Raw genomic sequence first — 24,103 nt, forward strand, 5'->3', positions numbered from 1 at the left:
TCCAGGGCGAGTTCCAGCAATGGATCCCGCCCTTTTTTGTGCACCAAGCAACTTTATGCAAAGCAGCAGCAATCTTTTTCCCGTGGCCCTGCTCAGTGCCGAGCGCCGCGGTGACCTCAGCGAAGATGTATACCGGATCAAGGCTGGCAACAGCCCTGACCCGAGCGTCGAGCTGGCCGTGACCCGCCTGGGCCTGGCAGATCAGAATCGGGCCCAAGGCCTGCCGGTGATCCTGCTGCATGGCAGTTTCTCCAACCGGCGCTTTTGGTATTCGCCCAAGGGCATCGGCCTTGGGGCCTATCTGGCGCGAGCCGGTTTCGATGTGTGGATCCCGGAAATGCGCGGCCATGGGCTGTCGCCGCGCAACCTCAGGTGGAAGCACAACAGCGTCGCCGACTATGCCCGTCACGATCTGCCGTTGATTGCTGCGTTCGTGCGCGAGCAGTCGGGCCAGACGCCTCACTGGATCGGCCATTCGTTGGGCGGGACCACCCTGGTGGCGGCCCTGGGCGGCGGTTTTCTCGAGGCCGAACAGGCGGCCAGCGTGGCGCTGTTCGGTACCCAGGTCAGCCGTGTCTACTGGCCATTGAAGGTGCCGCCGCTGGCTTGGGGGGCGAAGCTGGTGCTCAAGCGCTGGGAACAGATATCCGGGCCGCGTTTCAAGCGTGGGCCGGAGGACGAGCCGATCGGCCTGGCGCTGGAGAGCATGCGCTGGCATGGTCTGTTCGGTCGCTTTGGCGATAAGCAGAGCGACTGGTGGGCGGCGTTGGCCGAGGTGGATGTGCCGCTGCTGGCAGTGGCCGGTGCAGGGGACTTCCAGGACCCGGTATGGGCGTGTCGCAAGCTGTTCGACCAGTTTGGCGGCGAGCGCAAGCAGTTCCTGCGCCTGGGGCGCGAGGAAGGCTTCGATGCCTTCGGGCATGTCGACATGCTGGTGAGCAAGGCAGCGCAGGCCCAGGTGTGGCCTCTGGTGGAGCGCTGGTTGCGAGAGCCGCTGCTGCCGGTGCATGAGTCCACAGTGGTGGCGCAGGCTGTGCCCGCCGGTTGAGGCGTCAGGGCTATCCTCGCCGTCAAACCCGGGGTGGGGCAGTCCATGGGCGCGCCGGCCTGCCGGCGATAAGGCCCGCGCAGACGAAATTCACCTGACTGATCGGTCCCGGATGACTGCGACTGCCTCCCCGGTGTAGCCTTGCGTGATCTACCGCTTTCGTTGTGACTGACAGGAGCTTCCCATGCAGCATTACGTAACGCCCGACCTGTGCGACGCCTACCCGGACCTGGTCCAGGTGCTGGAACCCATGTTCAGCAACTTCGGTGGCCGCGATTCCTTCGGCGGCCAGATCGTCACCATCAAGTGCTTCGAAGACAACTCGCTGGTCAAGGAGCAGGTCGAGCTCGATGGCAAGGGCAAGGTGCTGGTGGTCGATGGCGGCGGTTCGCTGCGCCGTGCACTGCTCGGTGACATGCTGGCCGAGAAAGCCGCCAAGAACGGTTGGGAGGGCCTGGTGATCTATGGCTGCGTGCGAGACGTGGACGTGCTGATCCAGACCGATGTCGGCGTGCAAGCCTTGGCCAGCCACCCGATGAAGACCGACAAGCGTGGCATTGGCGATCTCAACGTGCCGGTGACTTTCGCCGGGGTGACCTTCCGCCCAGGTGAATACGTGTACGCCGACAACAACGGCGTGATCGTTTCGCCAAGCCCGCTGAAAATGCCGGAGTGATGCGCCGCGCGCGCTGATGGAGTGTCGATGTTAGAGGAAGACAACGCGCAGTGGGGGCTGGTGCATGCCCTGGTGCTCGATGGCAAAGGCGGCGCGCGCTCGATCGCCCGTACCGAACTGGACGGGCTGCAGTTGCAGGCGCAGGAAAGCCTCTGGCTGCACTGGGACCGAAGCCATCCGCAGACACGTACCTGGCTGTTGCACGACAGTGGCCTGAGCGAGTTCGCCTGCGACCTGTTGCTGGAAGAGAACACCCGTCCGCGGTTGTTGCCGCTGGCCAGCGAGCAGTTGCTGCTGTTCCTGCGTGGGGTCAACCTCAACCCGGGTGCAGAACCCGAAGACATGGTTTCCGTGCGCATCTTCGCCGAAGCGCAGCGGGTGATTTCCCTGCGCTTGCGGCCTTTGCGCGCCAGCGACGAGATTCTCCAGCACCTGGCCGAGGGCAGGGGGCCCAAGTCGGCGTCCGAACTGTTGCTGTTGATGGGAGAGCTGTTGACGGAAAAGGTTCAGGGACTGGTCAGCGACCTTTCCGAGTGGGTCGACAACGAAGAAGAAAAGGTCGAGTCCGACGAACGGTACTCGCCCGAACAGGCCAGCCTGCAGCAAATCCGCCGTCGCGCCGCCGCCCTGCGCCGTTTTCTCGCCCCGCAGCGAGACATCTACGCGCAGTTGTCGCGCAGCAAGTGGAGTTGGTTCGCCGACGCCGACGCCGATTACTGGAACGAGTTGAACAACAGCTTGATCCGCTACCTGGAAGAGCTCGAACTGACCCGCGAACGTGCCGCGTTGGTACTCGAAAGCGAGGACAGACGCCGCAGTGAGCGGATGAACCGGACCATGTACCGGTTCGGCATCATCACCTGCATCTTTCTGCCGATGAGCTTCATCACTGGGTTGCTCGGTATCAACGTGGGCGGTATTCCGGGGGCGGAAAACCCCTACGGCTTCCTGTTTGCCTGCATCGTCGTGCTCGGGTTGGCGGTGGGGCAGTGGTGGCTGTTCCGGCGGTTGCGGTGGGTCTAGTCGTGCACGGGGCGTATCGCACCTACAGCGAGGCGCCGGCGATCCGGCCGCTGCGCACTCATTTTGAAATACCCACAGCGCCAGTCAGTGTGACCCATCGTCCTGCGCCCTCGTCTCTGACTGACACTGCGTGAGGTGCCTATGCACGATCCGTTCGAAGAATCCCTGCGTGACCTGCTCAAGGCGTCGCCGTCCGGTAAGGACCGTGACGATGCCGCGTGCCTGGGTCGCGTCCTGAAGACCGCCAACCGTCAGGTGGGCGCGGGTGATCTGTTCAGCCTCCTGGGCCGCTGGAGCCAGGCGTTGATGATTGCCGTGAACAATGGCTCGGCGCATGTCGCGCCTGTTCGTAGAAACTCTACCCGCAACGCTGCCGGTGGCAGCAAAGCAGATAAGGCCGATTGAATATGGAACTCGATCTCTGGACCCAGAGCCTGGTCACTGCGATGACCGCCCTTTGGACCAAGGTGGCGAACTTCATCCCGAACCTGTTCGGTGCCCTGGTCGTCGTGCTGCTTGGTTTTGTCGTGGCCAAGCTGCTCGATACATTGCTGTCCAAGCTACTGGCCAAGTTCGGCCTGGACCGTCTGATGGCCGGTACCGGCCTGACCAAGATGCTCAGTCGCACCGGTATCCAGGTGCCGATCTCGACCCTGATCGGCAAAATCGTGTACTGGTTCGTGCTGTTGATTTTCCTGGTGTCCGCCGCCGAATCCCTGGGGCTCGAGCGGGTTTCGGCTACCCTCGACATGCTCGCGCTGTACCTGCCCAAGGTGTTTGGCGCGGCGCTGGTGCTGCTGGCGGGTGTGCTGCTGGCGCAAGTAGCCAATGGCCTGGTGCGCGGTGCCGCGGAAGGCATCGGCCTGGAATATTCCGCAGGGCTTGGGCGTATCACCCAAGGCCTGGTGATCATCATCAGCATCTCGGTGGCCATCAGTCAGCTGGAGGTGAAAACCGACCTGCTCAACCACGTGATCGTCATCGGGCTGATTACCGTTGGTCTGGCAATCGCGTTGGCGATGGGCCTCGGCAGCCGCGAGATCGCCGGGCAGATTCTGGCCGGGATCTACGTGCGCGAACTCTATCAGGTCGGCCAGCATGTGCGGATTGGAGAGGTCGAAGGGCAGATCGAGGAAATCGGTACGGTCAAGACGACGGTGCTGACCGATGATGGCGAATTGGTGTCGATGTCTAACCGTGAACTACTTGAGCAGCGTGTCAATAGCCGCTAACCGCACAAAAGCTGTTAATGTATGCCGCCGCGAAAATCGGCCCATGGGGCTAAGCGGCGACATTGACCTGACTGTCGGCCAGATCCGTTTTGAATAAAGTTCATTCGCCGCCCATGCGTTATGACCCCCGCGAGCTCACGGACGAGGAGTTGGTGGCGCGTTCGCATGAGGAGCTGTATCACGTAACTCGCGCCTATGAGGAACTCATGCGGCGCTACCAACGGACCCTGTTCAACGTCTGTGCGCGTTACTTGGGGAACGATCGGGATGCCGACGATGTCTGTCAGGAGGTGATGCTGAAGGTGCTGTACGGTTTGAAGAACTTCGAGGGCAAATCCAAGTTCAAGACCTGGCTCTACAGCATTACCTACAACGAGTGCATCACCCAGTACCGCAAGGAGCGCCGCAAGCGTCGGTTGATGGATGCCTTGAGCCTGGACCCTGTTGAAGAGGCGTCCGAAGACAAGGCGCCGAAACCGGAAGAAAAGGGCGGGCTGGACAAGTGGCTCGTGCATGTGAACCCGATCGACCGGGAGATCCTGGTGCTGCGATTTGTCGCAGAACTGGAGTTTCAGGAGATCGCCGATATCATGCACATGGGCTTGAGCGCAACAAAAATGCGGTACAAGCGCGCGCTAGACAAGCTTCGGGAGAAATTTGCCGGGTTGAGTGAAACTTAGCCGTGTACAAATGTCTCTAACGAATCGGCAAGTTCTGCTAGACTTGCCGTCGAGTTGTCCCCCGGATGTTGGTGGGACTGCTTAACTATCATCAGATGGGGATTTAACGGATGAAATTGAAAAACACCTTGGGCTTGGCCATTGGCTCGCTCGTAGCTGCTACTTCGTTCGGTGCTCTGGCCCAAGGCCAAGGCGCTGTCGAAATCGAAGGCAACGTCACCAAGCAGTACTACGACAGCGAGCGTAACTTCAAGAACGACGGCACCAATCCTGGTGTTCGCCTGGGTTACTTCCTGACCGACGACGTCTCCCTGGATCTGGGTTACAACGAGACTCACAACGCTCGTGGCGAAGTCTTCAACAAGGACATCAAGGGTTCCAAGACCAAGCTCGACGCTACCTACCACTTCGGTACCGTAGGCGATGCTCTGCGTCCGTACGTCTCTGCCGGTTTCGCTCACGAGAGCCTGGGTCAGGCTACCCGTAGCGGCCGTGACCACTCCACCTTCGCCAACGTTGGCGCTGGCGCCAAGTGGTACATCACCGACATGTTCTTCGCCCGTGCTGGCGTTGAAGCCATGTACAACATCGACAACGGCAACACCGAGTGGGGTCCGACCGTTGGTCTGGGTCTGAACTTCGGTGGTAGCGGTGGCAAGGTTGCCGCAGCGCCTGCTCCAGTTGCCGAAGTCTGCTCCGACAGCGACAACGACGGTGTTTGCGACAACGTCGACAAGTGCCCTGACACCCCGGCCAACGTTACCGTTGACGCCGACGGCTGCCCGGCTGTTGCCGAAGTCGTTCGCGTTGAGCTGGACGTCAAGTTCGACTTCGACAAGTCGGTCGTCAAGCCAAACAGCTACGGCGACATCAAGAACCTGGCTGACTTCATGAAGCAGTACCCACAGACCACCACCGTGGTTGAAGGTCACACTGACTCCGTGGGCCCAGACGCTTACAACCAGAAGCTGTCCGAGCGTCGCGCCAACGCTGTCAAGCAGGTCCTGACCCAGCAGTACGGCGTAGAATCCAGCCGTGTTGACTCGGTTGGCTACGGCGAAACCCGTCCGGTTGCCGACAACGCCACCGAAGAAGGCCGCGCTATCAACCGTCGCGTTGAAGCTCAGGTAGAAGCCCAGGCCAAGTAATTGGTTTGACGTTTCATGAAAAACCCGGCCTCGGCCGGGTTTTTCTTTGCCTGCAATTTCAGTTGCCTCACCGTCGGCACTCGGCACATCAGCCGGCCATGACCCGCAGCGCGCGCGCCACCTGCTCGCCAACGACCTCGCCTATCACCAGGATTGCCGGGCTGCTTAACCCGAACCCTTGTGCGTCCTCCACCATTCTCAGCAGATCGCTGCGACACTCCCGTTGCGTTGGCAGCGAGGCATTCTCGATCATCGCCACTGGCATTGTCGGTGTCATGCCGCCATCTAGCAGCCCGCGGCGGATCTGTGCAAGCCGAGCCACGCCCATGTACACCACCAGTGTCGTTCCGCCCTGTGCCAGTGCTGCCCAATTCAGCTCGCTGTCATCCTGGGTATGGGCGGTTACCAGCGTCACTCCTCGGCTCACGCCACGCGAGGTGAGGGATATGCCGCACTGCGTCGCCCCAGCAAGCCCCGCCGTGATGCCGTTGACTACCTCCACGTCGATGCCGTGCCCCTGCAACCACAAGGCTTCTTCGCCACCTCGGCCGAAAATGCAAGGGTCGCCACCCTTGAGTCGTACCACGCAACGACCCTGGCGAGCGTGGCGCAGCATCAGGCGCTGGATGAATGCCTGGGGCGTGGAGCGGCAGCCTCCGCGCTTGCCAACGGCAATGACGCGGGCCTGTGGGCAATACTCCAGTACTGCCGGGTTGACCAGGTCGTCGATCATCACCACCTCGGCCTGGCGCAGTGCGCGTACGGCTTTGAGCGTAAGCAGTTCGGGGTCTCCAGGGCCAGCGCCGACCAGCCAGACTTTCGCATTCATCGGGTGTTCCTCATCGGTAATGGGTTCAGCCCTTGAGCAGGGCGAGCAGCAAGATCAGGTTCAATAGCAAGGACAGTAGCGCCAAGGTTCGCCAGAGCTTGAGGGGTTCCCGCTCCAGGAGCGGTCGATTGCGGCTCGGCAGTTCCTGACGGTCGCCGCGCTCAAGCAGCAGAAGCCACTGTTCGGCGGTCTCGAAGCGTTGTTTCGGATCGGCCGCTACTGCTTGTTGCAGGTTGTGTTGCAGCCATTCCGGCAGATCGGGCCGATATCGCGATGCGTTGATCGCAGTGCCGAAGCGCGGGCGTTGAAAGGCCTCCACTTCACCGTAGGGGTAATGCCCGGTCAGCAACCGATACAGCGTCACACCGACGGCGTAGAGGTCTTGCTGCGGGCTGGGAGGGTGGCCGTCGAACGCTTCGGGTGCGATGAACGAGGGCGTGCCCGGCAAGTCATGGTCTGGTGCTTCGCAGAGGCCCGGGCAGTAGGCCAGGCCGAAGTCCAGAAGACGCAGCTGGCCGTCTTCTCCCAACAGCAGGTTTTCCGGTTTTATATCGCGGTGCAGCAGGTTGCGCCGATGCAGCACGCCGACCGCCTGCAGCAGTTGGCGCGCAACTTCGAGCCACTGCGAGAGCGGCAGGGGGCCTTGTGTTTGCAGCATGCTAGCCAGGCTTTGGCCGCGGTGCTCGCGCATGACGTAGTAAAGGTGCTGGCGCTGGCTGGCCGCATGCACTTCGGGAAAGTGACGCCCGGCGACGCGGCGCAGGAACCATTCCTCCGTGAGCAACCCTTGCGCGGCACCTGGCTCCTGCTCGCGTGCCGCGGGCAAGGTCTTCAGTAGCCACGCCTGGCCCTGGCTATCGCGCACCCGATAGAGCAGGGACTGGCGGCTGTGCGCCAGCAAGGTCTCGACCTGCCAGCCGTCGAGCGACTGGCCTTCGCGCAAGGGGCCAGGCACTGGCCATTGCTGCAACTGGGCCAGGGTGTCACCCAGGTTACCTGCGCCCAGTTGTTCGACGCGCACCAGCAAAGCGCTGGCGTTGTCCTGGCTGCCATTGTGGTGTGCGCTGGCAACCAAGGTTTCGGCGGCCAGCTGCAGGTCGGGTTGCTCGCGCAGCACCGCCAGAATGTGCTGGTCGCCCAGGCTGGCCCAGACACCGTCGCTCAGCAGCAGGAAGCACTCGCCCGCCTGTAACTCGCCTTCCAGGTAATCGACCAGCAGGTGCTGGTCCAGGCCCAGTGCGCGCTTGAGCACATGCTGCATGCCGGGTTGGTCCCAGACGTGGTCTTCGGTCAGGCATTGCAACTGGCCGTTGTACCAACGGTAGGCGCGGCAATCGCCTACGTGGGCAAGGGTGAAACGGCGTCCGCGCAGCACCAGCGCGCTCAGGGTGGTCAACAAGGGCTGACCGCGGCCTTGGGCGCGCAGCCAGCGATTCTGTGCCAGCAGCAGACGGTCCAGGGCCTGGGCCACGCCCCAGGTAGCGGGCGTGGCGTAGTAGTCCATCGCCAGCGCCTGCAAACTGGCCCTGGCCGCAAGGCCGCCGTCGGCGCATTGGCTGACACCGTCCGCCAGGGCGAACAGAAAACCCTTGCTGGCGGCCAGTTCCGGGGCCGGGGTTACCAGGCGCAGGGCGTCCTGGTTCTCTTCTCGTGGCCCGGTGGCGCTGGCTTGGGCGAAACGCAGTTGCAGGCTCATCGGGGGCTCAGACCCGCGCCGCAGTCATTGCGGCAGAACCCCAGGTGGTGCGCCAGCGGCGTTTCACGCCGTGCAGGCCGAACCAGGCCAGCAGGCCCAGACTGGCGAACAGCCACAAGCCAAGCTGGTAGTCGCCGGTGTGCTGCTTGATGGTGCCCAACCCGGCAGCGAGCAGGAAGCCGCCGATGCCGCCCGCCATGCCAATCAGCCCGGTCATGACACCGATCTCCTGGCGGAAGCGTTGTGGCACGAGTTGGAAAACCGCACCGTTGCCGGCCCCAAGGCCAAGCATGGCGCTGACGAACAGGGCCAGGGCGGCAGCTGAGCTTGGCAGGTTGAAGCCGACCGCGGCGATGCAGATGGCTGCCACGCTGTACATCGCCAGCAGCGTACGAATACCGCCGAAACGGTCGGCGAAGGCTCCGCCCAGCGGGCGCATCAGGCTGCCGGCGAACACGCAGGCGGCGGTGTAGTAGCCTGCGGTGACCGGGCTCAGGCCATACTGGTCGCTGAAGTAGCCAGGCAGGGTGCTGGCCAGGCCGATGAAGCCGCCGAAGGTGACGCTGTAGAAGAACATGAACCACCAGCTGTCGCGATCACCCAGAGCCTTGAGGTAATCGGCCATGGCTTTGGGCTTTGGCCGTTCTGGTGCGTTGCGGGCCAGGAGGGCGAACAGCACCAGTGTCAGTGCCAGCGGAATCAGGGCGAAACCGAACACGTTGTTCCAGCCGAAACCTGCTGCCAGTGCCGGTGCCAGCAGCGCGGCGAACACGGTGCCGGAGTTGCCGGCGCCGGCAATGCCCATGGCTTTGCCTTGGTGCTGGGGTGGATACCATTGCGAGGCCAGGGGCAGCGAGACGGCGAACGAAGCACCGGCAAAGCCCAGGAAAACGCCCAGCAGCAGGGCCTGTTCGTAGCTGCGCACGCCAAGGAACCACGCTCCGGCCAGGGCGGCGATGACCACCACCTGGCCGATCAGGCCAGCGGTCTTGGGCGAAAGGCGGTCGACCAACATGCCCATGGCGAAGCGCAATACCGCCCCAGCCAGAATCGGTGTGGCCACCATCAGGCCTCGTTGCTGGGCGCTCAGTTGCAGGTCGGTGGCAATTTGCACGGCCAGTGGGCCTAGCAGGTACCAAACCATGAAGCTCAGGTCGAAGTACAGGAATGCAGCGAACAGGGTGGGCACGTGCCCGGATTTCCAGAAGCTGGTACTCATTTGAACACCTCACTCGGCAAAGCAACGGAAATGAAAAAGACGCCGCTACCCGTTCCACTGGTCTGTGGAGGGGAGGCGACGTCTTTGTCGGGATTTGTGGGCAACCGCCGTTGGCTACCGGTAGGAATTCTTCAGCAAGAGGCGGGCCAAGTCTGGACGTGGGTTGGTCGCGATGAGGCCGGGGCCAGCAGCGCAGTGCCTTGCCCCAGGCGCCTGACTAACCAAGCATCTCGTGCATGGCAATGATCTGCTCGGCCACCTGGATCAGCTTCTGTTGGCGGCTCATGGCCTGGCGGCGCATCAGCGTGTAGGCCTGTTCCTCGTTGCAGTCCTTCATCTTCATCAGCAGGCCCTTAGCCTGTTCGATGCGCTTGCGTTCGGCCAGCTGCTGGTCACGCGCCAGCAACTGGGCCTTGAGCGCCTGGTCGCTTTCGAAACGGGCCATGGCGACATCTAGAATGGGCTGGAGCCGCGCGGCATGGATGCCTTCGACGATGTAGGCGCTGACCCCGGCCTTGATCGCCTGGCGCATGACGCCGGGGTCATGTTCGTCGGTGAACAGCACGATTGGCCGTGGTTGATCGCGGCTGACCAGCACCACCTGCTCCATGACATCGCGGTCCGGGGAGTCGGTGTCGATCAACACCACGTCCGGGTGCACCGTTTCGACGCAGGCGGGCAGGTCGATGGTCAGCCCTGGGGCTTCGATCACCTCGAAGCCGGCCTCGCTCAGCGCGGCCTTGAGGCGGCCGACTTTTTTTTGCGTGTCGTCGATCAGCAGGATGCGTAGCATGTTCGTCACCCTCACAGACCGATACGTGCGCCGCGGGCATCGCCCAGGGCGTGCAGGCGGAAGCTGCGGGCGTAGGCGTGGGGGTCGCTACCGTCCCAGCGGATTCCGTCGATCAGCAGGCTGCTGCGCATGGCGGGTGCATCGCAGGGCACGCCTATGGCATTCGCGGCGTCCCGATACACGTCTAGTTGCTGCACCTGGCGGGCCACGGCAAGGTAGTCGGGGTCTTCGCGCAGCAGGCCCCAGCGGCGGAACTGGGTCATGAACCACATGCCGTCGGACAGGTAGGGCAAGTTGGCCCGTCCCTCGTCGAACAGGCGCAGGGCGTGTCGGTCCTGCCAGTGGTTGCCAAGGCCATCCTGGTAGTCGCCAAGCAAGCGCGGCTCGATGCGTTCCAGGGGCGTGTCCAGGTACGCGCTGCCGCTGAGCAGTTGCGCGGTGCCATGGCGGTTCTCCTGGCTCTGCTCGATGAAGCGGCTAGCGGCCAACACCGCCTTGACCAGCGCGCGGGCACTGTTGGGGTACTGTTCGACGAAGGCGCGTGCGCAGCCCAGGACTTTCTCGGGGTGGTCCGGCCAGATCGACTGGCTGGTTGCCAGGGTGAAGCCCTGGCCTTTGGCCACGGCGTCGGCCGACCAGGGCTCGCCGACGCAGAACCCGTCGATGCGACCGGCCTGAACGTGCGCGACCATTTGCGCAGGGGGCACCACCACGCTGTTCACGTCGTCCAGCGGATGAATACCCTGGCTTGCCAGCCAGTAGTACAGCCACATGGCATGGGTGCCGGTGGGGAAGGTCTGGGCGAAGGTCAGGCGCGCGCCTTGTTGGTGCACCAGGCGCGCCAATGCTTCAGGGTTGGTCACGCCCTTGCGTTGCAGGGCCGGGGAGAGATTGATGGCCTGGGCGTTCTGGTTCAAGCCCATGAGCACCGCCATGGCGCTGGCCGGTACGCCGCCGATCCCCAGGTGGACTGCGTATATCAGGCCGTACAGGCAATGCGCGGCATCCAGCTCGCCGCTGACCAGTTTGTCGCGCAGTCCTGCCCAGGAGCCCTGGCGCTTGAGGTTCAGGGTCAGGCCATGTTGTTGGGCGAAGCCCTGGGTGGCTGCGACCACTACCGATGCGCAGTCGGTCAGGGCCATGAAGCCGATGTTCAGGCTGGGCTTTTCCGGCGCGTCACTGCCGTTCACCCATGCCAAGGGCATTGCCGGGGGTACTGTGTTCACAAGATTCCTCGCCCGTACTGAATAGGCTGTGTCAGGCAATCGAAGCAACCGATGTGCCAAGGCCCTGTCATGCCGGGCGCGCGCTGGCTATAATCGCCACCTCACTCACCGCGAGTCTTGCCCGCCCATGTATACCCTGGCCCGCCAGCTGCTGTTCAAGCTTTCCCCGGAAACCTCCCACGACTTGTCCCTGGACCTGATTGGCGCCGGTGGCCGCCTCGGTCTCAACGGCCTGCTGTGCAAGCAGCCAGCGGCGTTGCCGGTGACCGTCATGGGCTTGAACTTCGCCAACCCGGTGGGCCTGGCCGCCGGCCTGGACAAGAACGGCGCAGCCATCGACGGCTTTGCCCAGTTGGGTTTCGGCTTCGTCGAGATCGGCACCGTGACTCCGCGTCCGCAGCCAGGCAATCCCAAGCCGCGGCTGTTCCGTCTGCCGGAGGCGACGGCGATCATCAACCGCATGGGCTTCAACAACCTGGGGGTCGACCACTTGCTCGAGCGCGTGCGTGCTTCGCGTTACGACGGTGTGCTGGGCATCAACATCGGCAAGAACTTCGATACCCCGGTCGAGCGTGCGGTCGACGACTACCTGATCTGCCTGGAAAAGGTCTACCGCGAGGCCAGCTACATCACGGTCAACGTCAGCTCGCCGAACACCCCCGGCCTGCGCAGCCTGCAGTTCGGCGACTCGCTCAAGCAGTTGCTCGGTACCTTGGCCGAGCGTCGCGAGAAACTCGCGGTCGAGCATGGCAAGCGTGTACCGCTGGCCATCAAGATCGCGCCGGACATGAGCGACGAGGAAACCGCCCAGGTGGCTGGCGCGTTGGTCGAATCGGGTATGGACGCGGTCATCGCCACCAACACCACCCTGGGTCGTGAAGGCGTCGAGGGGTTGCCGTACGGTGGTGAAGCCGGTGGTCTGTCGGGGGCGCCAGTGCTGCAAAAGAGCACTCATACGGTGAAGGTGTTGGCAGGGGAGCTGGCCGGCAAGTTGCCGATCATCGCGGCGGGCGGTATTACCGAAGGCCGTCACGCTGCCGAAAAAATCGCCGCGGGCGCAAGCCTGGTGCAAATTTACTCGGGGTTCATCTACAAAGGCCCTGCGCTGATCCGTGAGGCTGTCGACGCCATCGCTGCCATGCCCCGTACATAAAACGCGCGGGCATAAAAAAGGGCCCCTTGAAAGGGGCCCCTGGGCCTTAGCCCGCCGCCCGGATAGGGCGCGCATGGTAAATCGAATTCAGTGTCCTCGTTCAGCCAACGGCGTGATTTTCGTTGAGTCTATGGATGCCAGCGGTGCCAGTCATTCCGTCCCAGTTATCACCGCGACCTTCACGCCAGCCGTTGATCCAGGCTTGGCGAACAGAAGGAAGATTGAAGGGGCAAAGTTCGCGGGATTTGCCGGTGACCCCGTATTGGTAGCCACGTGAATATGCTCTTTCCAACGGATCACGCTTAAGTCTTCTCATAGGGTGTTGCCCTCACTTGTTGACTGTAATGTCCCGTCGGCCTCTCCGAGGCCGGGCAGAGTCTTTCTGCCGGTTTGCGCTCGCTGCCGGCGTGGCGAGCTGAAGATGCCGCCTCGTTGCGAAGCGGCCTGAGACCAGTTCTAACGAAAGCAGGTCACGGTGTGAATGACCGATTTGTCATAAGGACGTAACCTTTCCGAGGGTGAGGGGATAAGTAAATAAATGCGACTCAACCTTATTTGGCTTTGAGGCCGCTATGATCGGTGTTTGCCGATCGTTGACGTCATTTCGCCAGCGCTGCCGCGGGGTGACAGAAATATTCAGTAATGCGACGAAGGGTCACATTTGACTCCCAGGCGCTGGCATTTTTTGTACTGCTTGATGATCTAAGCTGTCCTCGTCACTGGCGAGCGGCCGATCAATCAGGCGGCCCGGCCTGTACCCGCGCATGTAGCGCAAGGGGCGGCCACCCGGACACCTGTTGGAAAGGGGTTCGGGCAAACATCGGCGGGGCGATGCGTCGCACCGTCACCTATTTAGCCCAAGGCTTTGGAATCCACATGTCGGACCGTTTCGAACTTTATCTCACCTGCCCCAAAGGCCTGGAAGGCCTGCTCGCCGATGAGGCCCGCGGCCTCGGCCTCGAAGAGGTGCGCGAGCATACCTCGGCCATTCGCGGCGTCGCCGACATGGAAACCGCCTACCGCCTGTGCATCTGGTCGCGCCTGGCCAACCGCGTGCTGCTGGTGCTCAAGCGCTTCGCCATGAAGAATGCCGACGACCTCTACGATGGCGTGCACGCCGTGGATTGGGCTGACCATCTGGCCGCAGACGGCACTTTGGCGGTCGAGTTCAGCGGCCATGGCTCGGGTATCGACAATACCCACTTCGGTGCGCTCAAGGTCAAGGATGCCATCGTTGACAAACTGCGCAACCGTGAAGGCCTGCGCCCTTCGGTCGAAAAGGTCGACCCTGATGTGCGTGTGCACCTGCGCCTGGACCGCGGCGAAGCGATCCTTTCGCTCGATCTGTCCGGCCACAGCCTCCATCAGCGTGGCTACCGCTTGCAGCAGGGCGCTGCGCCGCTGAAGGAGAACCTGGCGGCGGCCGTGCTGATCCGTGCCGGTTGGCCACGCATTGCCGCCGAAGGCGGCGCCCTGGCCGACCCGATGTGTGGTGTGGGCACCTTCCTGGTGGAAGCGGCCATGATCGCTGCCGATATCGCTCCCAACCTCAAGCGTGAACGCTGGGGTTTCAGCAACTGGCTTGGCCATGTGCCGGCGTTGTGGCGCAAGGTGCAAGAACAGGCGCAGGCCCGCGCCGAGGCGGGTTTGGCCAAGCCCCCACTGTGGATTCGCGGCTACGAAGCCGATCCTCGGTTGATCCAGCCGGGTCGCAACAACGTCGAACGTGCCGGCCTGGGCGACTGGGTAAAGATCTACCAGGGCGAAGTCGCCAGCTTCGAGCCGCGCCCCGACCAGAACCAGAAGGGCCTGGTCATCAGCAACCCGCCCTACGGTGAGCGCCTGGGTGACGAAGCCAGTTTGTTGTACCTCTACCAGAACCTCGGCGAGCGCCTGCGCCAGGCCTGCATGGGCTGGGAAGCGGCGGTATTCACCGGCGCACCTGAGTTGGGCAAGCGCATGGGCATTCGCAGCCACAAGCAGTACGCGTTCTGGAACGGAGCGTTGCCGTGCAAGCTGCTGCTGTTCAAGGTGCAGCCTGACCAGTTCGTCACCGGTGAGCGCCGCGAAGGCCCGGTCGATGGCGCTGAAGGTGGTCGCCAGGCTCCGGTGGCCAGTGAGCCTGCGCGGCTGTCGGAAGGCGCGCAGATGTTCGCTAATCGTCTGCAGAAAAACCTGAAGCAGCTGGGCAAGTGGGCGCGTCGCGAGCAGGTGGAATGCTACCGTCTGTACGATGCCGACATGCCTGAGTACGCCCTGGCCGTGGACCTCTACCAGAACTGGGTGCACGTTCAGGAATATGCGGCGCCGCGGTCGGTCGACCCGGAGAAGGCCCAGGCGCGCCTGCTCGATGCCTTGGCAGCCATCCCACAGGCGTTGGGTATCGATCCCCAGCGTGTGGTGCTCAAGCGTCGTGAGCGGCAAAGTGGCACTCGCCAATACGAGCGTCAGGCCACCGAGGGTCGCTTCCAGGAGGTCAACGAAGGTGGCGTCAAGCTGTTGGTCAACCTCACGGACTACCTGGACACTGGCCTGTTCCTCGACCATCGCCCGATGCGCATGCGCATCCAGCGCGAGGCGGCCGGCAAGCGCTTCCTCAACCTGTTCTGCTACACCGCCACGGCGACCGTGCATGCGGCCAAGGGCGGTGCGCGCAGCACCACCAGCGTCGACCTGTCGAAAACCTACCTCGACTGGGCGCGCCGCAACCTGTCGCTCAATGGCTTCTCCGAACGTAACCGCCTGGAACAAGGCGATGTGATGGCGTGGTTGGAGGGCAATCGTGACAGCTACGACCTCATCTTCATCGACCCGCCGACCTTCTCCAACTCCAAGCGGATGGAAGGGGTGTTCGACGTTCAACGTGACCACGTGCAGTTGCTTGACCTTGCCATGGCCCGTCTGGCACCGGGTGGCGTGTTGTACTTCTCCAACAACTTCCGCAAGTTCCAGCTCGATGAACACCTGGCCACGCGCTATGGGGTGGAGGAGATCACCGCGCAGACACTGGACCCGGATTTTGCCCGTAACAATCGCATTCACCGCGCCTGGCGCCTGCAATTGCGCTGATACGACGAGGAACGTTGCGCGGCTGATGGCCAATAGCTATAAATGAGCGCAGGGCTGGAAAATTCGCAGGACGCTGACGTGACGAGATTGCTTTATGTCCAAGGGTGGCGTGCATGCGAGGATCCTCGCCCTGTGCAGGGAGGTTGTGCCTGCCTGGGCCGTGGCGTTGGTGGCATTGGTGGCAGGCGGCCTGTTGTCGGCCGCCTTGGCGTTGGCCGCGCAGACATTCTATAAACAACAACTGCGCCAGCGTTTCGACCTGCTGGCCAGTGAGCGTTACAGTCGAATTGCCGAGCGTTTCGAAGACCAGCAGCAGCGCCTGGACGGCCTGCGGCGTTTTTTCAGCTTCTCCAGCGAAATAACCCCCCGCGAATTCGATGGCTATGCCCGGCCATTGCTGCTGCGCACGCAAGTCTACTCCTGGGCTCCGCGCGTGGAGGCGGCGCAGCGTGCCGAGTTCGAGCGCCGTGCCAGCGCCTGGCTCGGGCAGCCCTACCAGATCCGTGAACGGGATGCCCAAGGCAATTGGCATCCCGCGCCGCCACGCGATTACTACTTTCCGGTGCTCTATACCCAGGCAGCCAACATGGACGGTCAACCCTATGGGCCGGACCTGCGCAGCCAGCCTGAGCGCGAGGCGACGCTGGCGCGTGCCGTGGTGCCGGGCAGCATGGCGGTATCGTCACCGCTGAACATGATCAATGTCGCGCCGGACTATACCCGGGGGTTGCTGATGGTGGCACCGGTGTTCTCCGATAACGCAGCCGACGGACCTCCGTCCGGTTACGTGATGGCGTTGTTGAGCATGCGCCAGTTGATCACCGAAGGTCTTCCGGCGGTAGCCAACGACAATCTGGTGGTCCGGATCGTCGACCCCACTGGCACCGGTGGCCAGGAAGTGCTGTTCGACTCGCAGAACCCGGTTGCGCCCCTGCCGCTGGGTAGCAGCCAGTTGCTGCACCTGGCCGATCACGACTACCAGATCGATATCCGCCCCAGCATGGCCTTCCTCAAGGCCAACCGCTCCTCGGCGGCGCTCGGGATCGGCCTGCTGGGTGGATTGCTGAGTGTGTTGCTCAGTGCCTTGCTGTACAGCTTGTTCAGTCAGCGGCAACGAGCATTGGCGCTGGTCGAGCAGCGCACCGCCGAACTGCGGGTGAGCGAGCAGACGCTGCGCGGTACCCACAACCAGTTACGCAGCATATTGGATGCGGCGACCCAGGTGGCGATCATCGCCACCAGTCTCAAGGGCGTGATCAGCACGTTCAATGCTGGCGCCGAAAGCATGCTAGGGTACTCGGCCAGCGAGGCGGTCGGCCATCTGCGGCTCGAGGATCTGGTTCTGCCCCAGGAGCTGCACCTGCGTGCCCACGCGCTGAGCGTGCGTTACGGGCGGGATATCGCGGGGGGGCAGGCCATGTTCGCCGAAACGGTGCAGGAGGCGGGTGGAGAACCTGGAGAGTGGACTTTGCGGCGCAAGGATGGCAGCCAGTTGGTGGCCAACATGCTGGTCACTGCGGTGCTTGACGAGCAGGGGCTGTGGGTCGGTTACCTGGCCATCTGCATCGATGTTACCGAAAGGCGGCGCGTGCACGAGGCGCTGGCACTGCGTGACAGGTTGCTGGAGAAGCTCAGTGCCGAAGTGCCAGGTGGGATTTATCAGTACCGCCTCGATGCCGATGGCCGTTCGTGCTTCCCGTATTCCAGTCAGGGGCTGTACGACATTTACGAAGTGGACCTTCAATTGCTGCGCGAAGATGCCTCCAAGGTGTTCGAGCGTATCCATCCCGATGACCTGGAGCGAGTGCGCCGCTCAGTGCTTTATTCGGCCGAGCATCTCACCCCGTGGCGTGAAGAGTATCGTGTCTGTTTGCCGCGCGCGGGGCTGCGCTGGGTGCGGGGCGAGGCGACGCCTGAAATAGGCGAGCAGGGGTGTACGCTGTGGCACGGCTATCTCACGGACATTTCCGACCTTAAGCGTGTGGAGGAGGAGCTCAGAACCTTGTCGGTGACCGATGCCCTCACCGGAATCCATAACCGGCGCTACTTCCAGGAACGGCTCAAGGTGGAGCTGGAGCGTGCCCAGCGCGATAACTTGGACCTGGCCGTGATCATGCTCGACATTGACCATTTCAAACGAATCAATGACCAGTTCGGCCATGCGGTGGGCGACCATGTGCTGCGCAGCCTGTGCCAGCGCATCGGCAACCGCTTGCGGCGTACCGATGTGTTTTGTCGTCTGGGTGGCGAGGAGTTCATGGTGCTGTGCCCGGGAAGCAACGCCGACCAGGCCTACCGTTTGGCGCTTGAACTGTGGCAGGGGGTACGCAATGTGCCGGTGGACGGTGTCGGCAGGGTGACTGCGAGTTTCGGGATTGCCGGATGGCGTTCAGGCGAGGCGGCCGATGCGTTGTTGTTGCGGGCGGATGCCGGGGTGTATGCGGCCAAACAGGCCGGGAGGGACCGGGTCGAGACGGAGCTGCCATGAGCGCCGCTGCTTGCTGCGGCGCCTTCTTGTAGGAGCGGGTTTACCCGCGAACACGGGCTAAGCCCGTGTCATCCACCGGGTTGCCTGATTCGTGGGTAAACCCGCTCTCACAGGCAAAGCGCGAGCGTCTAGGTGCTCCTGCACGGTCCATGCAGGAGCGCCGATGGTCACTGAGCGGTGGATGCCGTGCTGTTGGCGAGCTTGGGCTGGCGATACAGGTCCAGCAGAACCTGGTCCAGCACCTGCGAAGCACCCCATGGCTTTGGATCGTTGAGGATCGCCGCCACCGCCCAGGTATGGCCGTTGCTGTCGCGGCTGAAGCCGGCAATGGCACGTACGGTGTTCAGCGTACCGGTCTTGATGTGGGCCTCGCCGGTCATCGCCGTGCGTTTCAGGCGCTTGCGCATCGTGCCGTCCATACCCACCAGCGGCATCGAACTGATGAATTCGGCGGAGTAGGGGCTTTTCCAGGCGGCCTGAAGCAAGGCCGCCATCTCGCGGGTGCTCACGCGTTCGGCACGGGACAGACCAGAGCCGTTCTCCATGACCAGATGCGGCGCGGTGATGCCTTTTTTCGCCAGCCACTGGCGGACCACGCGTTGGGCTGCGCGGGCATCGTCACCGTCGGCATCGGTACGGAACTGTGCGCCGATGCTCAGGAACAACTGCTGGGCCATGGTGTTATTGCTGTACTTGTTGATGTCGCGGATCACTTCCACCAGATCGGGGGAGAACGCCCGGGCCAGCAGACGCGCGCTCTTGGGTACGTTTTCGACGCGGTCGCGGCCCTGGATGCTGCCGCCCAGCTCGTTCCAGATCGCCCGCACGGCGCCGGCCGCGTAGGTCGGGTGATCGAGCAGGGACAGGTAGGTTTGCGAGTTGCAGCCGTCGCCGAGTTGGCCGCTGACCACCACGCTCAGGCCGTCGGGCTGGGCTACCGGGTTGTAGCGCACATCGCCGCTGCACTGTTTGGAGGCCACCGCCTTGACCTGGTTGTCGATACGGATGTTGGCAATCGGCGGCTCGACCGCGACGGTCACCTTGCCGCCATCGTTGCGGGCGACGAACCGCAGGGCCTTGAGGTTGACCAGCAGCGAATCGGGTTTGACCAGGAAGGGTTTGTTGACGTCACCGCCGTCATCATCGAACTGTGGCAGGTTCGGCTGGACGAAGTGGCTGCGGTCCAGCACCAGGTCGCCGGTAACCGTGCGCACGCCGTTGGCGCGCAAGTCACGCATCAGCAACCACAGTTTTTCCATGTTCAGCTTGGGGTCGCCGCCGCCCTTGAGGTACAGATTGCCGTTGAGCACGCCATTGCTCAGCGTGCCATCGGTGAAGAATTCGGTCTTCCACTGATAGGTCGGCCCAAGCAGCTCCAGGGCGGCATAGGTGGTGACCAGTTTCATGGTCGAAGCCGGGTTCACCGAAACATCGGCATTGAACACGGTTGGGGTACCGGGCCCATCCAGTGGCAGCATGACCAGCGACAGTGCCGAGTCCTGCAGTTTGTTGGCTTTGAGGGCCTGCTGGACCTTGGGAGGTAGGGTGGTGTTGACGGCTGCGGCCTGGCTGGGCAGTGCCAGAGGCAGAAGCAGGCCGGCGAGAACAAGGGGACGGAGCGTTTTGATCATGTTCGATAAGTACCCTGCGCACGAGGGGAATGATAGCGGGGCTGTAAAAGATGATGGCCCCAGGACGACATACGAGTGCGCATTATGCCCCAAGCGCGATCTACATGGGCTACGGTTCAACGGAAAAGCGCCGCTGGCGCGTGGAAACTGGTAAAGTGCCGCGCGTTATTACTCAAGAGGATTGTTTCATGGCCACCAACCGTTCCCGTCGTCTGCGCAAGAAGCTGTGCGTGGATGAATTCCAGGAGCTGGGTTTCGAACTGAACCTGGATTTCAAGGAAGACCTGTCCGACGAAGCCATCGATGCCTTCCTCGATGCCTTCCTGGCAGAAGCCATGGACGCCAACGGCCTGGACTATGTTGGCGGCGATGACTTCGGCCTGGTCTGCCTGGCCAAGCGTGGCTCGGTCAGCGAAGAACAGCGCGCCACCGTCGAGAGCTGGCTCAAGGGCCGCAGCGAACTGACCAAGATCGAAGTCAGCCCGCTGCTGGACGCCTGGTATCCGGACAAGCCGATCAACCCGGCTTCCTGATCCACAGCTGAGCGGCCGTCCCGCTGACGGACCGCTTCACTGAGCCCTGGCAGGCCCACTCAGGTGCCTGGCCAGGGCTTTTTCAACTCGGCGCATGTGCCGAGCCAACGCCTGTCGCCGGGTCTTCACCATCGAAGTCGGCAGGGCGGTCTCTTCAAGGGCCTCGCAGGCCGCCATCAAGCGCTGTGCTTCGAGCATGCGCGCTGCGCTGAGGATCTTGTGCGCCTGGTCGGAAATCTCCAAGGCGTCTTCAACGGGGTCCATTTGCATCAACACCGTCAGGTCTTGCCGCAAGCTCTCGAGCAACGTGGTCAGGAACCGAGTGCGGGCGCTTGGGTCATTGCCTACGATCGTGCCCAGGCCTTCGAGACAGAAGGGGTGACGCTTGGCGGCGCTGGCTGGTTGACGCGGTTTGATATCGGCCAGGTATTTGCTTAGGGTGCCCAGGCTGATGGGCTTGAGCAGGCAGTCGTCCATGCCGGCGTTCAGGCATTTCTGTGTCACCTCAGGCTGCGCGTTGGCGGTGTAGCCCAGAATTACGCAACGCGCTCGTCCACTGCGTTGTTCTTCGGCACGTACCGCTGTCGCCAGTTGGTAGCCATTCATGTGAGGCATGTTGCAGTCGAGGACCAGCGCATCGAAATTGCCCTCACGCCATTTTTCCAGGCCCTCGGGACCATTGTTGGCGCTCGACTGGCTAAGGCCCAGGTAACTCAGCTGCTGTTCCATCAACAGCAGGTTGGCCGGGTGGTCGTCGATGACCAGGATATTCAGCCTTGGGTCGGGGGTTTGCACGGCGTCGTTCGCCGGCACGGCGCGCGACGGTGGGCCCACCCGCTGCAGCGGCATGACCAGGCGCACCTGGGTGCCAACGCCCTCAAGGCTCTTGATGGTCAGCTTGCCGCCCATCATCTCGCACAGGTTCCGGCAGATGGCCAGTCCGAGTCCGGTACCGGCCCGGGCGCCTTGACTGTGAGGGTTGGCCTGGACGAACGGGCTGAACAATCGGTGCAGATCATCGGCCTGTATACCGATGCCGCTGTCACGCACCTCGAGATCCAGTAGGCCCAGGCCGGTGCCGTCATCATCCTGCACGTCCACACTGATGCGCACCTGGCCATGCTCGGTGAACTTGATGGCATTGCTGGTCAGGTTCGACAGCACCTGTTTGAAACGCAGCGGGTCGAGTAACGCATGGCAGCGTGCGCCAGGGGCGATCAGAACCTCCAGTGACAGGTTTTTCTGGCGGGCCTGGCCGTCGAACACGCGTCCTACCGATTCGATCAGTGCAGCGAGGTTTACAGGCTCCGGCGCCAGTGAAAGGTGACCCGACTCGATCCGAACGATGTCCAGGATATCGCCGATCAAGCCCAGCAGGTCCTTGGCCGAAAGGTAGGCGACTTCCAGTGCCGAGCGGTCCACCTGCCCTCGGTTCGCCCGTTTGACCGCCAGCTCCAGCATGCCGATGACCGCGTTCATTGGCGTACGGATCTCATGGCTGATGGTTGCCAGGAAGGTGCTTTTGGCACGGTTGGCATCATCGGCCTGCTGCTTGGCCTGGCGTAACTGCTGGACCAGCTTGCGCCGCTCGCTGATGTCGATCCAGCCGCCGATGATCCCCTTGACTTCGCCCATGGAATCCCGGTACGGCAGAATCCAGTGGTAGATGGTCATCTCCTGGCCCTTGACCCGCAGCGGCCGGTCGAGGATCAATGGGGTACCGATGCTCATCACACGGTGGTAGTCGGCCTGGATCTGCCGTGTATGTTCAGGATCGCCGTTCAGGCTGTCTTCCAGGCGCTTGCCAATGACGTCTTCGGCGCTGGCCTGGACGGCCTCCAGGTAGCTGTCGTTGCAGCTTTGCAGGCACCCCTCGCGATCTCGCACGTACATCGGATGTGGAGTGCCGTTGATCAGGGCACGCATGAACGCCAGTTGATCGTTCAGGGCGCGCTCGGCGAGTTGGCGCTGTTTGATCTGGCGCCGCAGGCGCGCATTCCAAAGCAGCGCCAGCAGCAGTAGCAGGCCGGTTCCCAGCAGGACCTGCACCGCCAGGCGCAGAAAACCCTGCCAGGTGTTGTCCTCATGGACGCTGTAGCCGCGCCAGCGGTTGTTGATGACCCCCAGTTCCTCCGGCGAGATGCTCATCAGGGCTTTGTCGAGAATCGAAGCGAGCTCGCTCGACGCACTCGGCATGGCCATGGCGAAGCTGGCAGGCTCGCTGTCGATCGAGCTGCGGATGATCAGGTCGGGGTTGCCGGACACTGCGTGGTTGGCGTCGAGCAAGGTGGTGATGACGGCGTCGACGGCCCCGCTGCGCAACAAGGCCATGGAATAGAAGGCGCTTTCGGTTTCGATCCAGCCAATCAGGGGATAGCGCCTGGAAAGCATCTCGTCCATGGCGCTGTAGCGGGTAATTGCGATGCGATGGCCTTGGAGTTGCTCCAGGGTATCCAGTGGTTGCTCGTTGGCACGGGTAACCAGTACGTAGGCACTTTCAAGGTACGGGCGACTGAGGCGCAAGGCGGCGCCATCGGCGCCGTCGGTGGCAAACGCGGCGATCATGTCGACCCGGCCATCCTTGAGCCGGGTGATCATGTCGGCGATACCGCTGGCGCGCTGCACCTCGAAGCGCAGGCCAGTACGCAGGCGAACCAGCTCCAGCAGGTCGGCGCTGATCCCGCGAAAATGGCCGACACCATCGAAGAACGAGACCGGCGCTGCCGTCTCGTCGATGGCTACCCGCACTGTCGGATGGGTCTGCCGCCATTTTTCCTCGGCGGCCGTCAGTTGCAGTTGGCGATCGGTCAGCAGCGTATCGCTGCCCGCGCTCCAGCGTTTGAAGATACTGGTGCGCACGACGCTGGGCTGGATATCGAGGGTGGCGTTCACCAGTTCCCTGAGGGTGGTATCGTCCTGGCGCATGGCGAAGCCGAAGCCAACCGCCTCGTGCTGGCTGAAGCTGGCCATGCGTAGGCGTGGCAGGTGGCCGCGATTGAGCTGGTAGTGGGTGGAGATCGTGTCTCCGATGAACACGTCGGCTTGGCCAAAGGCTACGGCGGCAAGGGCCTGGGATGATGAGCCGAAGGCCAGCAGCTCGGCCTTGGGGTAGGTGTCATGGACTTTTCGCTCGGGCTGGTAATGATACAGCATGCCCAGGCGCAGCCCATCGAGGTCACGGTCCACCGCACGTTTTTCATATTCGCGTGTGACCAGCACCGGTTGGTCGATGGCATAGGGGCGGGACAGGACCAAGCCGTCGGTTTGTGCTTCGTAGCTGTTGGCGCTGCCGAGCAGGTCGATTTCACCCCGTTTCAGGGCCTCGACCGCTGCTTGTCGGTGAGGGTAGCGCAAAACCCGTATTGGCAGCTTCAGGGCTTTGCCGATCAGGTTGGCGTATTCAGCGGTGAGGCCCTGGTAGTCGCGGCCACCGCTGGTGATGTCGAACGGAGGGTAGTCCGGTGCCGAGGTGCCCAGCACCAGTTCGCGACGATTCTCCAGCCATTGCTGCTGCTCGGGCGTCAGTTGCGGATAGGTCGCGGTCGTACCGGAGCGGGGCAGCAACGCATAGGCGGTGGCTTCATGGTGTGTCGCCTGGGCCGCACTCATCATGATCAAGCCAAGGAACATGCAGACAACGTAGCGTGCCATGCCAGGCC

Annotated in this window: 19 protein-coding genes; 11 read left to right on the forward strand and 8 right to left on the reverse strand. The window is 62.8% G+C overall.

Features of this window, described 5'->3' with window-relative positions:
* Positions 1-55: 55 nt before the first annotated feature.
* The 7 genes from P3R38_RS07670 (at position 56) to P3R38_RS07700 (ending at position 5,807) form a co-directional block, all read left to right on the forward strand.
* The gene (locus P3R38_RS07670; protein WP_023379518.1) at positions 56-1,048 is read left to right on the forward strand and encodes an alpha/beta fold hydrolase; all 993 of its coding nucleotides are present in this window, start codon (positions 56-58) and stop codon (positions 1,046-1,048) included.
* Between the two features lie 184 nt (positions 1,049-1,232).
* Positions 1,233-1,724, forward strand: a complete 492-nt coding sequence (gene rraA / locus P3R38_RS07675; RefSeq protein WP_023379519.1) for a ribonuclease E activity regulator RraA — start codon at positions 1,233-1,235, stop codon at positions 1,722-1,724.
* A 27-nt stretch (positions 1,725-1,751) separates the two neighbouring features.
* On the forward strand, positions 1,752-2,747 hold the full coding sequence (locus tag P3R38_RS07680; protein WP_277686969.1) for a CorA family divalent cation transporter: 996 nt from the start codon (positions 1,752-1,754) through the stop codon (positions 2,745-2,747).
* Positions 2,748-2,888: 141 nt separating this feature from the next.
* Complete coding sequence (locus tag P3R38_RS07685; RefSeq protein WP_023379521.1) at positions 2,889-3,152, forward strand: hypothetical protein; 264 nt, start codon at positions 2,889-2,891, stop codon at positions 3,150-3,152.
* 2 nt (positions 3,153-3,154) lie between these two features.
* Positions 3,155-3,979: a mechanosensitive ion channel domain-containing protein gene (locus tag P3R38_RS07690; RefSeq protein ID WP_023379522.1), complete on the forward strand. Its 825-nt coding sequence runs from the start codon at positions 3,155-3,157 to the stop codon at positions 3,977-3,979.
* A 113-nt stretch (positions 3,980-4,092) separates the two neighbouring features.
* Positions 4,093-4,659: an RNA polymerase sigma factor SigX gene (gene sigX, locus P3R38_RS07695; protein WP_023379523.1), complete on the forward strand. Its 567-nt coding sequence runs from the start codon at positions 4,093-4,095 to the stop codon at positions 4,657-4,659.
* 110 nt (positions 4,660-4,769) lie between these two features.
* On the forward strand, positions 4,770-5,807 hold the full coding sequence (locus P3R38_RS07700) for an OmpA family protein (protein WP_023379524.1): 1,038 nt from the start codon (positions 4,770-4,772) through the stop codon (positions 5,805-5,807).
* Between the two features lie 88 nt (positions 5,808-5,895).
* On the opposite strand, the gene cobA is transcribed toward P3R38_RS07700, so the two are convergent.
* The 5 genes from cobA to P3R38_RS07725 form a co-directional block, all read right to left on the reverse strand.
* Positions 5,896-6,636 (reverse strand): uroporphyrinogen-III C-methyltransferase, encoded by a 741-nt coding sequence (gene cobA, locus P3R38_RS07705; protein ID WP_104882007.1) that lies wholly within the window; start codon positions 6,634-6,636, stop codon positions 5,896-5,898.
* Between the two features lie 25 nt (positions 6,637-6,661).
* Entirely contained in the window at positions 6,662-8,332 is a 1,671-nt protein-coding gene (locus P3R38_RS07710; RefSeq protein WP_277686970.1) for a bifunctional protein-serine/threonine kinase/phosphatase, read from the reverse strand.
* Positions 8,333-8,339: 7 nt separating this feature from the next.
* Complete coding sequence (locus P3R38_RS07715) at positions 8,340-9,551, reverse strand: nitrate/nitrite transporter (protein WP_023379527.1); 1,212 nt, start codon at positions 9,549-9,551, stop codon at positions 8,340-8,342.
* Positions 9,552-9,768: 217 nt separating this feature from the next.
* Positions 9,769-10,344 (reverse strand): ANTAR domain-containing protein, encoded by a 576-nt coding sequence (locus P3R38_RS07720; protein ID WP_023379528.1) that lies wholly within the window; start codon positions 10,342-10,344, stop codon positions 9,769-9,771.
* Between the two features lie 11 nt (positions 10,345-10,355).
* The gene (locus tag P3R38_RS07725) at positions 10,356-11,570 is read right to left on the reverse strand and encodes a CmpA/NrtA family ABC transporter substrate-binding protein (RefSeq protein ID WP_186599183.1); all 1,215 of its coding nucleotides are present in this window, start codon (positions 11,568-11,570) and stop codon (positions 10,356-10,358) included.
* Between the two features lie 127 nt (positions 11,571-11,697).
* Here P3R38_RS07725 and P3R38_RS07730 point away from each other — a divergent pair, with 127 nt between their 5' ends.
* The gene (locus tag P3R38_RS07730) at positions 11,698-12,723 is read left to right on the forward strand and encodes a quinone-dependent dihydroorotate dehydrogenase (RefSeq protein WP_023379530.1); all 1,026 of its coding nucleotides are present in this window, start codon (positions 11,698-11,700) and stop codon (positions 12,721-12,723) included.
* Positions 12,724-12,823: 100 nt separating this feature from the next.
* Here the strand turns inward: P3R38_RS07730 and P3R38_RS07735 are convergent, their stop codons facing one another.
* The gene (locus P3R38_RS07735; protein ID WP_003248687.1) at positions 12,824-13,039 is read right to left on the reverse strand and encodes a ribosome modulation factor; all 216 of its coding nucleotides are present in this window, start codon (positions 13,037-13,039) and stop codon (positions 12,824-12,826) included.
* A gap of 560 nt (positions 13,040-13,599) precedes the next feature.
* On the opposite strand from P3R38_RS07735, the gene rlmKL reads away from it, so the two are divergent.
* Positions 13,600-15,792 (forward strand): bifunctional 23S rRNA (guanine(2069)-N(7))-methyltransferase RlmK/23S rRNA (guanine(2445)-N(2))-methyltransferase RlmL, encoded by a 2,193-nt coding sequence (gene rlmKL, locus P3R38_RS07740; RefSeq protein WP_104882006.1) that lies wholly within the window; start codon positions 13,600-13,602, stop codon positions 15,790-15,792.
* A gap of 94 nt (positions 15,793-15,886) precedes the next feature.
* Complete coding sequence (locus P3R38_RS07745; protein WP_277686971.1) at positions 15,887-18,280, forward strand: diguanylate cyclase; 2,394 nt, start codon at positions 15,887-15,889, stop codon at positions 18,278-18,280.
* 167 nt (positions 18,281-18,447) lie between these two features.
* On the opposite strand, the gene dacB is transcribed toward P3R38_RS07745, so the two are convergent.
* Positions 18,448-19,911: a D-alanyl-D-alanine carboxypeptidase/D-alanyl-D-alanine-endopeptidase gene (gene dacB / locus P3R38_RS07750; RefSeq protein ID WP_023379533.1), complete on the reverse strand. Its 1,464-nt coding sequence runs from the start codon at positions 19,909-19,911 to the stop codon at positions 18,448-18,450.
* 188 nt (positions 19,912-20,099) lie between these two features.
* Between dacB and P3R38_RS07755 the strand changes: the two genes are divergently transcribed.
* Positions 20,100-20,444, forward strand: coding sequence for a YggL family protein (locus P3R38_RS07755; protein ID WP_023379534.1), 345 nt, complete (start codon positions 20,100-20,102; stop codon positions 20,442-20,444).
* A gap of 36 nt (positions 20,445-20,480) precedes the next feature.
* Here the strand turns inward: P3R38_RS07755 and P3R38_RS07760 are convergent, their stop codons facing one another.
* On the reverse strand, positions 20,481-24,095 hold the full coding sequence (locus P3R38_RS07760) for a transporter substrate-binding domain-containing protein (RefSeq protein WP_104882005.1): 3,615 nt from the start codon (positions 24,093-24,095) through the stop codon (positions 20,481-20,483).
* Positions 24,096-24,103: the final 8 nt, after the last annotated feature.

This window comes from Pseudomonas sp. NyZ480 (assembly GCF_029537255.1).
Lineage (GTDB): Bacteria > Pseudomonadota > Gammaproteobacteria > Pseudomonadales > Pseudomonadaceae > Aquipseudomonas > Aquipseudomonas taiwanensis.

What these genes read in the sequence shown, in the direction of transcription:
- P3R38_RS07670 (WP_023379518.1), top strand. Translation starts at nt 56, where the DNA reads ATGCAAAGCAGCAGCAATCTTTTTCCCGTGGCCCTGCTCAGTGCCGAG.
- rraA (WP_023379519.1), top strand. Translation starts at nt 1,233, where the DNA reads ATGCAGCATTACGTAACGCCCGACCTGTGCGACGCCTACCCGGACCTG.
- P3R38_RS07680 (WP_277686969.1), top strand. Translation starts at nt 1,752, where the DNA reads ATGTTAGAGGAAGACAACGCGCAGTGGGGGCTGGTGCATGCCCTGGTG.
- P3R38_RS07685 (WP_023379521.1), top strand. Translation starts at nt 2,889, where the DNA reads ATGCACGATCCGTTCGAAGAATCCCTGCGTGACCTGCTCAAGGCGTCG.
- P3R38_RS07690 (WP_023379522.1), top strand. Translation starts at nt 3,155, where the DNA reads ATGGAACTCGATCTCTGGACCCAGAGCCTGGTCACTGCGATGACCGCC.
- sigX (WP_023379523.1), top strand. Translation starts at nt 4,093, where the DNA reads ATGCGTTATGACCCCCGCGAGCTCACGGACGAGGAGTTGGTGGCGCGT.
- P3R38_RS07700 (WP_023379524.1), top strand. Translation starts at nt 4,770, where the DNA reads ATGAAATTGAAAAACACCTTGGGCTTGGCCATTGGCTCGCTCGTAGCT.
- cobA (WP_104882007.1), bottom strand. Translation starts at nt 6,636, where the DNA reads ATGAATGCGAAAGTCTGGCTGGTCGGCGCTGGCCCTGGAGACCCCGAA.
- P3R38_RS07710 (WP_277686970.1), bottom strand. Translation starts at nt 8,332, where the DNA reads ATGAGCCTGCAACTGCGTTTCGCCCAAGCCAGCGCCACCGGGCCACGA.
- P3R38_RS07715 (WP_023379527.1), bottom strand. Translation starts at nt 9,551, where the DNA reads ATGAGTACCAGCTTCTGGAAATCCGGGCACGTGCCCACCCTGTTCGCT.
- P3R38_RS07720 (WP_023379528.1), bottom strand. Translation starts at nt 10,344, where the DNA reads ATGCTACGCATCCTGCTGATCGACGACACGCAAAAAAAAGTCGGCCGC.
- P3R38_RS07730 (WP_023379530.1), top strand. Translation starts at nt 11,698, where the DNA reads ATGTATACCCTGGCCCGCCAGCTGCTGTTCAAGCTTTCCCCGGAAACC.
- P3R38_RS07735 (WP_003248687.1), bottom strand. Translation starts at nt 13,039, where the DNA reads ATGAGAAGACTTAAGCGTGATCCGTTGGAAAGAGCATATTCACGTGGC.
- rlmKL (WP_104882006.1), top strand. Translation starts at nt 13,600, where the DNA reads ATGTCGGACCGTTTCGAACTTTATCTCACCTGCCCCAAAGGCCTGGAA.
- P3R38_RS07745 (WP_277686971.1), top strand. Translation starts at nt 15,887, where the DNA reads ATGTCCAAGGGTGGCGTGCATGCGAGGATCCTCGCCCTGTGCAGGGAG.
- dacB (WP_023379533.1), bottom strand. Translation starts at nt 19,911, where the DNA reads ATGATCAAAACGCTCCGTCCCCTTGTTCTCGCCGGCCTGCTTCTGCCT.
- P3R38_RS07755 (WP_023379534.1), top strand. Translation starts at nt 20,100, where the DNA reads ATGGCCACCAACCGTTCCCGTCGTCTGCGCAAGAAGCTGTGCGTGGAT.
- P3R38_RS07760 (WP_104882005.1), bottom strand. Translation starts at nt 24,095, where the DNA reads ATGGCACGCTACGTTGTCTGCATGTTCCTTGGCTTGATCATGATGAGT.